The organism is Longimicrobiaceae bacterium, assembly GCA_035696245.1.
In the GTDB taxonomy this organism is placed as follows: domain Bacteria; phylum Gemmatimonadota; class Gemmatimonadetes; order Longimicrobiales; family Longimicrobiaceae; genus DASRQW01.
Genome location: DASRQW010000544.1, coordinates 1 through 11453 on the forward strand (window position 1 = coordinate 1; position 11453 = coordinate 11453).

General features: G+C 71.1%; 12 protein-coding genes. 2 read left to right on the forward strand and 10 right to left on the reverse strand.

Going from position 1 to position 11453, the window contains the following annotated elements:
• The 10 genes from VFE05_24085 to ispF form a co-directional block, all read right to left on the reverse strand.
• Positions 1-198 (reverse strand): hypothetical protein (locus VFE05_24085; GenBank protein HET6233177.1); only part of this gene is annotated, 198 nt, incomplete at its 3' end.
• A gap of 227 nt (positions 199-425) precedes the next feature.
• Positions 426-989 (reverse strand): HAD hydrolase family protein, encoded by a 564-nt coding sequence (locus tag VFE05_24090; GenBank protein ID HET6233178.1) that lies wholly within the window; start codon positions 987-989, stop codon positions 426-428.
• A gap of 4 nt (positions 990-993) precedes the next feature.
• Positions 994-2076 carry a 3-deoxy-8-phosphooctulonate synthase gene (gene kdsA, locus VFE05_24095; protein ID HET6233179.1) on the reverse strand — a complete coding sequence of 361 codons (1083 nt, stop codon included), beginning with the start codon at positions 2074-2076 and terminating at the stop codon, positions 994-996.
• The gene (locus VFE05_24100; protein HET6233180.1) at positions 2073-3749 is read right to left on the reverse strand and encodes a CTP synthase; all 1677 of its coding nucleotides are present in this window, start codon (positions 3747-3749) and stop codon (positions 2073-2075) included. The genes kdsA and VFE05_24100 overlap by 4 nt, the downstream gene beginning before the upstream one ends.
• 49 nt (positions 3750-3798) lie before the next feature.
• Positions 3799-4566: a 3-deoxy-manno-octulosonate cytidylyltransferase gene (kdsB, locus tag VFE05_24105; GenBank protein HET6233181.1), complete on the reverse strand. Its 768-nt coding sequence runs from the start codon at positions 4564-4566 to the stop codon at positions 3799-3801.
• A 427-nt stretch (positions 4567-4993) separates the two neighbouring features.
• The gene (locus tag VFE05_24110; protein ID HET6233182.1) at positions 4994-6547 is read right to left on the reverse strand and encodes a hypothetical protein; all 1554 of its coding nucleotides are present in this window, start codon (positions 6545-6547) and stop codon (positions 4994-4996) included.
• Positions 6544-7119 (reverse strand): aminodeoxychorismate/anthranilate synthase component II, encoded by a 576-nt coding sequence (locus tag VFE05_24115; GenBank protein HET6233183.1) that lies wholly within the window; start codon positions 7117-7119, stop codon positions 6544-6546. Before VFE05_24115 ends, VFE05_24110 begins: the two co-directional genes overlap by 4 nt.
• A gap of 255 nt (positions 7120-7374) precedes the next feature.
• On the reverse strand, positions 7375-8511 hold the full coding sequence (gene xerD, locus VFE05_24120) for a site-specific tyrosine recombinase XerD (protein HET6233184.1): 1137 nt from the start codon (positions 8509-8511) through the stop codon (positions 7375-7377).
• 107 nt (positions 8512-8618) lie between these two features.
• On the reverse strand, positions 8619-9239 hold the full coding sequence (locus tag VFE05_24125) for a DedA family protein (GenBank protein HET6233185.1): 621 nt from the start codon (positions 9237-9239) through the stop codon (positions 8619-8621).
• 31 nt (positions 9240-9270) lie between these two features.
• Positions 9271-9792, reverse strand: coding sequence for a 2-C-methyl-D-erythritol 2,4-cyclodiphosphate synthase (gene ispF / locus VFE05_24130; GenBank protein ID HET6233186.1), 522 nt, complete (start codon positions 9790-9792; stop codon positions 9271-9273).
• A 249-nt stretch (positions 9793-10041) separates the two neighbouring features.
• On the opposite strand from ispF, the gene VFE05_24135 reads away from it, so the two are divergent.
• Both VFE05_24135 and VFE05_24140 read left to right on the forward strand, forming a co-directional pair.
• Positions 10042-10515, forward strand: coding sequence for a MarR family transcriptional regulator (locus tag VFE05_24135; protein HET6233187.1), 474 nt, complete (start codon positions 10042-10044; stop codon positions 10513-10515).
• A 96-nt stretch (positions 10516-10611) separates the two neighbouring features.
• Positions 10612-11103, forward strand: a complete 492-nt coding sequence (locus VFE05_24140) for a DoxX family protein (GenBank protein HET6233188.1) — start codon at positions 10612-10614, stop codon at positions 11101-11103.
• The last annotated feature ends 350 nt before the right edge of the window (positions 11104-11453 follow it).

Here is an 11453-nt window from a genome sequence, read left to right on the forward strand (position 1 = left end):
CGCCTCCATGCGGATCACCTGCCGCGCCCGTGCCAGCATCGCCTCGCCCGTCAGCGCGACGCCGTCGTCCGGAAATGCATCCGCCGAGGCCACTTCATCGGCCGAGATCGCATCGGGAGATGCAGATCCGCCGATGGAGCCCGTCGCTCCCGCATCTCCCGAGAACGGCGGTACGACGGGAGATGCGGAGCCGCCCAACGCTCCACGCGTCGCCGGAGATCCCGCCGCATCCGCGTCGTCCGACCGCTTGTCGGCCGGCTTGGGAGACGCGGCCGGACCGGCGGGCTTCGGAACGGATGAGCCCGACTGGCGGGTCGCTTCGATGGAGCGGAGGTTCTCGGACCGAACTTCGGCGCGGAGGAGGTCGCGCGGGCTCTCGGCCGGAGGACCGTCTCCGGACGGACGCTCGGGCGGCGCGTGGCTCGTCACAGGCCCGCCTCGCGGTCGGCCACGTACGCCTCCACGCGTGTGGCCCACTCGCCGCGCGCGCCCAGCAGCGCCTCGGCGAACTCGCGCACCGCGCCGCGCCCGCCGTGCGCCCGCGCCCGCCAGACCGCCGACGCCCGCGCATCCGGCGTCGCGTTGCCGACCACCGCGGGAAGGCCCACGCGGCGCAGGATCGCCAGGTCCGGCAGGTCGTCGCCCACGAACGCCGTCTCGTCCCACCCGATCCCCAGCCGCTCCAGCATGCCGGTGACGATGCGGAGCTTGGCAGCCGTCGCGTCCTGGTGCACCTCGTCGATGCCCAGCTCCGCCGCCCGCAGCGCCACCGAACGAGACTCGCGCCCGGTCACGATGGAGACGGCGATGCCGGCTTCCTGGATCATGCGGATGCCAAGCCCATCCTGGATGTCGTAGCGCTTCAGCTCCACGCGCTCGCCCGCGTCGGTCGCGCCCAGGTAGATGCCGCCATCCGTGAGCACGCCGTCCACGTCCAGCACCACGAGGCGGATGCGGCGGGCCAGTTCCGGCGGGATCGTCTCCGTCATGCGCTCAGAGCCCGTTCGCGCGGTTCAGGCCCAGCGCCGCCCGCAGCGCGAGCACCTCTTCCAGCAGCGGCCGCATCCGCTCCAGCGGCAGCATGTTGGTGGAGTCCGACGGCGCCGTCTCCGGCCGCGGGTGCGTCTCCAGGAAGAGCGCATCGGCCCCGGCAGCGACGGCCGCGCGGACCAGGTGGGGGATGAAGCGCGGCTCCCCGCCGCTGATCCCCTGCCCCTCGCCCGGGCGCTGCACCGAGTGCGTGCCGTCGAACACGGTGGGCGCGTCGCACGCCTCGCGCATCTGCACGAAGGTGCGCATGTCCACCACCAGGTTGCCGTAGCCGAAGAAGGTGCCGCGCTCGGTCAGCGCGAGGCCGGCCGCACCCGCGCCGCGAACCTTGGCCGCCGCGCCGCGCATCTCCAGCGGTCCCATCCACTGGCCCTTCTTCACGTTCACCGGCCGCCCCGTCGCGCCCGCGGCGACGAGAAGGTCCGTCTGCCGGCAGAGGAAGGCGGGGATCTGGAGCACGTCGGCCACCTGCGCCACGGCCGCGCACTGCTCCGGCGCGTGCACGTCGGTGATGATCGGCATGCCGGTCGCCGCCTTCACGCGCGCCAGCTTCTCCAGCCCCTCGTCCAGCCCCGGCCCGCGCGGCGACCCGGCGGAGCTGCGGTTGGCCTTGTCGAACGACGCCTTGTAGATGATGGGCAGGTGCAGCAGCTCGCCCAGCTTCGCCAGCGCCTCCGCGATCCCCACGTTCAGCGCCTCGTCCTCCAGCACGCACGGCCCGGCGATCAGGAAGAACGGCCCGCCCACGCGGAACAGGCTCGCCATGTCGTCAGCGGATGCGGAGGACGGAGCACCTTCTGTCGACGACACACCGTCCGCGTGGCGGAACACTGGCTCCGTCCCGTCCGGCAGCCTGTTCTCGAACCCGACCGTCCGCACCTCGCCATCCTGCACCTTGGCCGCCGGTGGCGCGGACTGCGCTGGCGACGGAGCGGCACCGACGAACGGCGCGGCAGGCGTGGACGACGGAGCGGCCTCGGACGACAGCGCCTCGCGCACGGCGGCGCGCGGATCGGCGTCGCTCACGCGCTGACCTCCGCCATCTCGCCTGTCTCTTTCGACGTCTCGTCCTGCGCCTGCGAGTCGCGGCGCACGAGGGCGGCGGCGACGAACGAGGCGAAGAGCGGGTGCGGCTGGTCCGGGCGGCTCTTCAGCTCCGGGTGCGCCTGCGTGGCCACGAAGTACGGATGGCTGGGGATCTCGATCATCTCCACCAGGTTTCCGTCGGGCGAGAGGCCGCTGAGCGCCACGCCGTTCTCGGTCAGCACCTCGCGGTAGGCGTTGTTCACCTCGTAGCGGTGCCGGTGGCGCTCGCTGATCTCGGTGTCGCCGTAGATCTCGGCCGCGCGCGAGCCGGGCTTCAGGCGCGCCGTGTAGGCGCCCAGGCGCATGGTGCCGCCCAGGTCCGTCACCTGGCGCTGCGAATCCATCAGGCAGATCACCGGGTCGGTCGTGTCGCGCTCCCACTCGGCCGAGTGCGCCTCCTGCAGGCCGCACACCGAGCGCGCGAACTCGATCACCGCCGTCTGCATCCCCAGGCACACGCCGAAGAACGGCAGCCCGTTCTCGCGCGACCAGCGGATGGCCGAGAGCATCCCCTCCACCCCGCGCACCCCGAAGCCGCCGGGGATGAGCAGGCCGTGGTACGCCGCCAGCTTGTCCGCGCACTGCCCGTTCTCGAAATCTTCCGACGACAGCCAGTCGATCTGCACCTTGGCGTCGTTGGCGATGCCGCCGTGGATCAGCGCCTCCTGCACCGACTTGTACGAGTCGACCAGCGCCACGTACTTGCCCACGACGGCGATGCGGACGGCGCCGTTCTGCGGGCTCTTCACGCGGTCCACCAGCGCCTTCCACTCCGCCAGGTCGGGCTTGGGCACGTTCAGCCCCAGCTTGGCGCAGACCTGCTCGTCCAGCCGCTGGCGCGCGTAGTCCAGCGGCACCTCGTAGATGGTGCTGGCGTCGCGGGCCTCGATCACGCTGGCCACGTCCACGTTGGTGAAGAGCGCGATCTTGCGGCGCATCTCCGGCGCGATGGGGTGCTCGCTGCGGCAGATGAGGATGTCCGGCTGGATCCCGATCTCCATCAGCTCGCGCACCGAGTGCTGCGTGGGCTTCGTCTTCAGCTCGCCCGCCGCGGCGATGTACGGGATGAGCGTGAGGTGGATGAACAGCGTGTGCTCGCGCCCCACCTCCTGCCGGTACTGGCGGATGGCCTCCAGGAACGGCAGCGACTCGATGTCGCCCACCGTGCCGCCGATCTCGGTGATCACCACGTCGTGGTTGGGCGCCAGCCGGCGGATGGCGCCCTTGATGGCGTCGGTGATGTGGGGGATGACCTGCACCGTGGCGCCCAGGTACTCGCCGCGCCGCTCGCGCGTGATCACGTCCTGGTAGATGCGGCCCGTGGTGATGCTGTTCGCCTGGCTGAGCGACTCGCCCACGAAGCGCTCGTAGTGGCCCAGGTCCAGGTCGGTCTCCGCGCCGTCGTCGGTCACGAAGACCTCGCCGTGCTGGAAGGGCGACAGCGTGCCCGGGTCCACGTTGATGTACGGGTCGAACTTCTGGATCGTCACGCGCAGGCCGCGCTCCACCAGCAGGCGCCCGATGGACGCCGCGGCGATGCCCTTCCCCAGCGAGCTGACCACGCCGCCGGTGACGAAGATGTACTTGGTGGGAGTCGTGTTCAGCGCCGTCATCTGCTCCGCCATCCGAAAAAGAGAACCGGGGCAGGCCCCGGAGAATGGGTCAACGAACTTCTGTAGATGCGAGCAGCGCCTCGGCCCGCGCCGCGTCGGCCGGCGTGTCGATGCCGCCCTCGCCCGCCCCCACGCGCGCCACGCCGATGCGCATGCCCGCCGCCAGCGGCCGCAACTGCTCCAGCCGCTCGATGCGCTCCAGCACGCCCTCGGGCAGCGCCACCCAGCGCAGCAGCGCCTCGCGGGTGTACGCGTAGATGCCCACGTGGCGCAGGAACGATCCTGAGGCGAGGTCGCCCGGCGCAGGGTCCGCGTCGCGGACGAAGGGAACGGGAGCGCGCGAGAAGAGCATCGCCCCTCCCGCGTCGTCCCTTACCACCTTCACCACACTAGGCGTCCGCCACTCCTCGACGGACGAGAGCGGCGATGCCACGGTGCCCACGTCCCACCCGCCGTCGCGCACCAGGCGCACGGCCTCTTCCACGTGGTCCTCGCGCACGAAAGGCTCGTCGCCCTGCACGTTCACGATCACGGGAAAGCCGGCGTACCGCTCGGTCACCGCCACCTCCGCCACCCGGTCGGTCCCGGAGGGATGCGCGGGCGACGTCATCACCGCCACTGCGCCGAACGCGCGGGCGGCTTCCGCAACCTCCTCGCTGTCGGTCGCGATCGCCACCGCGTCCAGGCACCGCATGCCAACGGCCCGCCGCCAGACCCACTCCACGAGCGGCCTGCCGGCGATGTTGTGGAGCGGCTTTCGGGGGAGGCGCGAGGAGCCGAGCCGGGCCGGGATCACCCCCAGGACGGGGGCGTTCACAGGCCCTCGGAAGGGCGGAAGATGGGGCGCGCGTTCGCAATAATCACGCCATCCAACCTAGCACGCCCGTTGGCCTTTGTCAAAACCGCGGGAGGCGGTTCTGGCTCAGCGGCAGCCAGAGAGGCGGAGAGGACGGTGCACGCCTCGCCCTGGCGGCTGAAGCCGCGGGCTACAACGGCGCGAACCCCGCCTGCGCGGACTGCCGCTGCACCATTATCGCAGGGTTGATCGACCATGCAGCCGCAACGAGCCGCCCGCACCAATGCCGCTTGGCCCACCCCTCCCGCAGCGCGCAGCGCGAGTCCCCCAGCGCGTCGAAAGCGAGGAGGCGAACTGGACCCGCGCAGCCTATCGGCGGCGCCAACGGCCGTGCCTTCCCCCGCTTGCGGGGGAGGGCAGGCGAGTTTTACGAGCCGGGTGAGGGCCCCTAGCTTCCCAGGCTCACCCCAAACGTCAGCACCGGCTTCTTCTTGTCCGCCGTGGGATCGATCACCACGCGCCCCCACACCAGCGGGAAACGGAGGCCGATGCCCGGGTCCTGCACCCAGTGCGGCATGTGCTCGCCCGTGCGCCACGCGGCGCCGGTGGCGTACGCGAACTCCAGCGAGGGCACGCCCAGGAACGGCAGGTCCACGCGCGAGATGGGGATGTCGTAGCGCGAGTCGATGAACACCAGGTGATCGCCGCGCATGTCGCCGATGCCGATGGTGGGTAGCGTCGCGGCCCCGCCCAGCAGCTCGTACCGCTGCCGCGGCGCCGCCCCGCCGACGGGCGCCAGCCCGCGGAAGCTCACCGCCACCTGGTGCAGGCGGAAGGCCGTGGCCTGGAACGTCCCCGTCACCAGCGCCTGCGTGAACGTCGCATCCGCGTCACTGGCGGCCTCGAAGTCCGCGTCGCCGCTCAGCCCCTGCTCCACCTGCACGTCGCCCGCGAAGCTGGACGACGCGCGCTGCACCCGCAGGTCCGCCCCGGCGATGGCCGAGACGATCGTGCCCGCGTCGATGTCCGGGTTGTCGCGATTCAGCCCTTCGCGGTGGATCACGGCATACGGACGCCGCTCGCGGAGCGAACGGTCGCGCGACCACTGCACGCCCAGCCGCGGCCCGAACCACGACTCGCCCGCGATGAGCGGCGTCACGTACGGGCGCGTCACCATCAGCGAAGCGCGGTCGGAGTCGTAGTAGTCGCGGTAGTCGCGGCCCAGGAAGAAGGACGAGAGCGAGTTCATCAGGTCCCCGCTCTGCCACGCGTCGTTCGTCCGCGTGCCGCGCGAGAGCTCCGCCACCGCGCGGTACTCGCCGTTGCGGAACGGGACGCCGCCGCGCACCCCGCCGCCGAAGGTCTCGCGCGCGGTGCGGTACGACACCCAGGCGTCGATGCCCGGCCCGCTGTCGTCGCCCGTCGGCCGGAACCCCGCGCCGGCGGAGAGCGTGAGCCCGTCCACCCGCTCGTACGTGGGGAACGGCCGCGGGCCGAACGAGAAGCGCGACCCCGTCGCCGCCGGCGTCACCGTGACGGCGATGCTGGGCTGCGCGTTGGTCGTGCCGGCCGACGCCGTGTCGGCCTCGACCGCGACGGTGGTGTTCTGGTACGCCTCCACGATCTCGCCGTGCGTGCCCTGCCCCGTGGGGTAGATGCCGCCACCGAGGATGGTGATCGGCCCGGCGACCTTGGAGCCGGGCCGCAGGTAGAGCTGGCCGTTGAGGACGACGATGCCGCCGTCGACCGTGCCCTCCAGCTTCACCTCCGCCGCGTTGACGACCAGGTCGCCGGGGGCGTGGAAGGTGGCGGGGAGCACCGTGTCGCGCGAGAACGTCTGGTAGTTGCGGCGCGCCAGGATCTGGCGGGCGATCGCCGCGGCGCGTGTCTGGTCCTGGCCGCTCACCGACACCGTCTGCGCGTGGAGCGCGGGGGCGGCGAGGAAGGCCAGGAGCGCGAGGCAGATCGCGATCAGGTAGGTCAGCGGCGCGCGTTGCGTCATAGTTCCAGGAAGTTGCGGAGGATCTCGCGACCCCCCTCGCTGGCGATGGACTCGGGATGGAACTGCACGCCCCACACGGGATGCTCGCGGTGCCGCACGGCCTGGATCTCCGTCTCGTGCCCCGGCTCGTCGGTCCACGCCACCACCTCCAGCGCGTCCGGCAGCGTGGAGGGCTCGATCACGAGCGAGTGGTAGCGGGCCACGGTGAGCGGCGACGGCACGCCCGCGAAGATGCCCTGCCCCCGGTGCGCGATGGGCGACGTCTTCCCGTGCATGGGCCGCGCCGCGCGCACGACCCGGCCGCCGTAGGCCGCTCCGATCGACTGGTGGCCCAGGCACACGCCCAGGATCGGCGTCGTCGCGCCGAGCTCGCGGATCACATCAACCGACACGCCTGCCTCGGCCGGCGTGCACGGGCCGGGGGAGATGACGATGCGCTCCGGCGCCATCTCCCGGATCTGCTCCACCGTCAGCGCGTCGTTGCGGCGGACCTCCATCTCCGCCCCCAGTTCGCCGAGATACTGGACCAGATTCCAGGTGAAGCTGTCGTAGTTATCTATAACCAGGATCATCGCCTGCAAGCTTCTGCTGATGTTGATGCGATGCGGGGTGCCCCCTCCCGCTCGCTTAGGCTCGCACCCTCCCCCGCAAGCGGGAGAGGGTTGGTGGTTCGGTGCGCGTCGGGATCACCGCTGCGCGCCGATGGTGCGGCAGCAGCCCGCGAAGGCGGGCTTCGTGCCGTCGTAGCCCGCGGCTTTAGCCGCCAGGGCGTTGCGGGATGCGCAGCATCATCCGGGCGAGCCGCCGCGCGGACTCGCGAGTGCCCGCTACGCCCGCGGGTGGAAGCTGCGGTGCACCTGCGCGAGGTAGGTGCGGTCCACGTGCGTGTAGATCTGCGTCGTTGAGATGTCCGCGTGGCCCAGCATCTCCTGAACAGCCACGAGGTCCGCGCCGCCCTCCAGCAGGTGCGTGGCGAACGAGTGCCGCAGCGTGTGCGGGCTGACGTGCTTCTCGATGCCCGCCGCCTTCACGTGTCCCTGCAGGATCTTCCACACGCCCATGCGGGTGAGCGGCCCACCGCGCGCGTTCAGGAACACACGGCCTTCGCTCTTGCCGCGGTCCAGCTTCGGCCGCGTCTCGCGCAGGTAGATGGAGATCGCGCCGATGGCCTTGCGCCCGATGGGCACCCCGCGCTCCTTGCCGCCCTTGCCGAAGACGCTGGCGAACTCGTCGTCCAGGAACAGGTTGCGAAGCCGCAGGTCCGTCAGCTCGGACACGCGCACGCCGCTCGCGTAGGCGAACTCCAGCATCGCGCGGTCGCGCCACGCCAGCGCGTGCGACAGGTCCGGCGCGCCCATCAGCGCCTCGATCTCGGCCACGGAGAGCACGTCCGGCAGCGTGCGCCACGCCTTGGGCGCGTCGATGCGCTCGCTGGGGTCGGCCACCACCTCGTTCTCGGCCAGCAAGAAGCCGAAGTACGTGCGCAGCGCCGAGACGTTGCGGGCGATGGAGCGCGGCGCCAGGCCCAGGTCCTTTATGTGCAGCACGTACTTGCGCAGGTCCGCCGTGGTGACCTCGCGCGGGGCGGCGCGGCCCAGCGTGCGCGCGAAGCTGGCCAGGCGCACCACGTCGTGCCGGTACGCATCCACCGTGAGCTCCGAGAGGCCGCGCTCGAAGCGCATGTGGTCCAGGAAGCCCTCCACCCCGAACCGCCGTCGCGTATCGTCCAGCTCCCTCGCCGCCTGCGCCGCCGTCAGCGCCTCCGCCGCGTCCGCGTCTGCCGCCGCGGCGGATCGCTTCGCATCCGCGGAACCCTCGCCGGAGCGCCGCGAATCCGCTGGTTCTCCGCTGGACTGCCGCGCATCCGCCGATTCGCTGCCGGACCCGCTCGCATCTACCGAATCGGCGCCGGATGCCCGTGTATCTCCCGAAACCCCGGGGGGCTTCGCATCTGCCGAATCCATCGTCTACCGAACCCTTCCGGCATCTACCGAAAGCTCGCGCGCAGATCGGCTCGGACGCGCGGGAGCCGCTTCCGACGGCGGGTCGGACGGGAGATGCGGGGCGGCGGTCATGCCTCGCGGCGGCGGCTCTTCCACCACCACCAGACGACGCCGGCCAGCAGCACCAGCGCGGCGATGAAGAGCCAGCGGCCGGACGATTCCAGGCCGGCGCGGATGTGCTCCCAGTTGCGCCCCGCCGTCGCGCCCAGGTAGACGATGAGCCCGTACCAGAGCCCGGAGGCGGCAGCCAGCGGCAGGAGCGTCCGCCAGACGCCGAGCTTGCTCGTGCCCGCGAAGATGGGCACCACCGCGCGGAACATGGGCAGGAAGCGGCTCACGAAGATCACCTTCGTGCCGTGGCGGCCGTAGAACTCCGAGAGCGTGGCGAGCTGCCCCGGCTTCAGGATCGCCTTGCCGAACCGGCCCTTGAAGAAGCCGCTGCCGTACCGCCGGCCCACCGCGTACACCAGCATCGCCCCGCCCACGTTGCAGAGCCAGGTGACGAGGAAGATGCCGACGGGGTGCACCACCTTCTGCCCGGCGAGGAAGCCTCCGAAAAGGGCGATCACGTCCGCCGGCACGGGCGGGAAGACGTTCTCCACCGCCGCGAAGGCGCCGACCACGAGGTAGACGACGGCCGCGGGCAGCGCCTCCATCCAGTGCAGCAGCGCGTCGATGGCGTGGCCCATCAGCCCGCTCTCTCGCGGACACTGGAGCGCGTCACAGGCTGGAGTCGCGGCGATGGCGGGCGTGCAGCACGTCGATGCCCTCCAGGTCGTCGATTAGCGCCACGGCCATCACCGCGATCCCCTCCCCCGCCCCGATGGCGCCCATGCCCTCGTTCGTCTTCCCCTTCACCGAGACGTGGCCGGGCGAGATGCCCAGCACGCCCGCCAGCCGCTCCTGCATGGCCGGCGCGTGCGGCCCGATCTTCGGCGCCTCGCAGACCACCGTGACGTCCACGTTCACCACCTGATAGTTCCGCCCCTCCAGCAGCCGCACGACCTTGGCGAGGAGCTGGATGGAGTCCGCGTCCTTCCACTGTGCGTCGCTGGGCGGAAAGTGCCGCCCGATGTCTCCCAGCCCCGCCGCGCCCAGCAGCGCGTCGGTCACCGCGTGCGCCACGGCGTCCGCGTCGGAGTGGCCGGTCAGGCCGCGCTCCGCCGGGATCTCCACGCCGCCCAGGATCAGCTTCCGCCCTTCCGCGAACCGGTGCGAGTCATAGCCGTGCCCAATCCGCATCCACCCGTCTCCTCGTCCGTTCGCCGCGGCCGGTGCCGCCTGTCGTCGCATTTCGGGAGATGCGCAGCCGACCGAGAATCCCCGCTCCGCCACGCATCTCCACCCTTCGGCGGGTCTTCGCCGCCGCGTGCAACAATACCGCCCGCGCCAGGCTACAGCAACGCTCGCGCCGCAGCCTCGGGAGGCGAGACAGCCTGCTGATCGCCATGATGCTTGACGCGTCAACTGTTTTGATGTAATCTATCCGTCATGCAGAGCGAGAGCAGCAAGATCCAGCGGGAGATCAAGCAGCGGCAGCCGTTCAGGACGGCGGCGCAGGAGGCGACGGTGAGCCTGCTGCGCACGGCCGACCTGGTGCGCCGGCGGGTGACGCAGGCGGTGGAGCCGTTCGGCGTGACGGTGCAGCAGTTCAACGTGCTGCGCATCCTCCGCGGCGCGGGAGACGAGCCGATGCCCACGCTGGAGGTGGCGGACCGGATGCTGGAGCAGACGCCGGGCATCACCCGGCTGCTGGACCGGCTGGAGGCGAAGGGCCTGGTGCGGCGCGAGCGCTGCCCCGAAGACCGCCGCCGCGTGCTGTGCTGGATCACGCCCCAGGGCCTGGATCTGCTCCGGCAGATGGACGCCGCCCTCGATGCCGCGGACGACGCCGCCATCGGCAAGCTCGACGCGGCGGAGGTGCGCCAGCTCATCACCCTGCTGGACCGGGTACGCGAGGAATGAACTCTCGCCGTGCGCGGAAGCTTGACGCATCAACCGATGTTCAGACGTTCACCCCTGTCCCGAAGCGGGACGCCACCCAGCACAGGAGAACTCCAGATGAGCAGCTATTCCGCAGCTTCGCCGGCCGACACGCGCGGAGGCTTCTTCCACCGGCTGATTGCGACAGACGGGAGCGGCGCGACCGCCCTGCTCCGCATCACGCTGGCGATCATCATGTTCCCGCACGGCGCCCAGAAGGTGCTCGGCTGGTTCGGCGGCTACGGCTTCACCGGCACGATGGGCTTCTTCACGGGCCAGATGAAGATCCCGTACATCTTCGCGCTGCTCGCCATCATCGCAGAGTTCCTCGGCGCCATCGGCCTGCTCGTGGGCCTGCTGACGCGCGTCGCTGCGTTCGGCATCGCGTGCGTGATGGTCGTCGCCGTCGCGACCACGCACCTGCCGAACGGCTTCTTCATGAACTGGACGGGCCAGCAGAAGGGCGAGGGCTTCGAGTACCACCTTCTCGTCATCGCCATCGCCGTCTTCCTCATGATCCGCGGCGCCGGCGCCGCCTCGCTGGACCGCATGCTGTCAAACCGGCGATAGGCAACGCCTGGCGGCTGAAGCCGCGGCTACAACGGCACAAAGGCAGCCTGCGCGGCCTGCGTTCCGGACGGTTCGGCGCGGTGGATGGTGACGCAACGGGTTGCCAAACAAGAAGATGGGGCGTCGCGGAGATCATCCGCGGCGTCCCATCTGCCGTTTGCCGTCCACCCAGCCGCGACTTCGCCAGCTACCTGCGAAGCTCACACGGCAGCAGCCTGCGAAGGCAGGCTTCGTGCTTTTGTAGCCCGCGGCTTTAGCCGCTTGGGCGCCTGCCGCCGCGAGATCGTCGCCGCTGGCTCGCAGCTCCGTCGTCGGATGTAAAAAAGGGGCGCGGCGGATTCGCATCCGCC

Coding starts and splice junctions, on each gene's coding strand:
- VFE05_24090 (HET6233178.1), bottom strand. CDS start 989: ATGACGGAGACGATCCCGCCGGAACTGGCCCGCCGCATCCGCCTCGTG.
- VFE05_24100 (HET6233180.1), bottom strand. CDS start 3,749: ATGACGGCGCTGAACACGACTCCCACCAAGTACATCTTCGTCACCGGC.
- VFE05_24110 (HET6233182.1), bottom strand. CDS start 6,547: ATGACGCAACGCGCGCCGCTGACCTACCTGATCGCGATCTGCCTCGCG.
- VFE05_24115 (HET6233183.1), bottom strand. CDS start 7,119: ATGATCCTGGTTATAGATAACTACGACAGCTTCACCTGGAATCTGGTC.
- xerD (HET6233184.1), bottom strand. CDS start 8,511: ATGGATTCGGCAGATGCGAAGCCCCCCGGGGTTTCGGGAGATACACGG.
- VFE05_24125 (HET6233185.1), bottom strand. CDS start 9,239: ATGGGCCACGCCATCGACGCGCTGCTGCACTGGATGGAGGCGCTGCCC.
- ispF (HET6233186.1), bottom strand. CDS start 9,792: ATGCGGATTGGGCACGGCTATGACTCGCACCGGTTCGCGGAAGGGCGG.
- VFE05_24135 (HET6233187.1), top strand. CDS start 10,042: ATGCAGAGCGAGAGCAGCAAGATCCAGCGGGAGATCAAGCAGCGGCAG.
- VFE05_24140 (HET6233188.1), top strand. CDS start 10,612: ATGAGCAGCTATTCCGCAGCTTCGCCGGCCGACACGCGCGGAGGCTTC.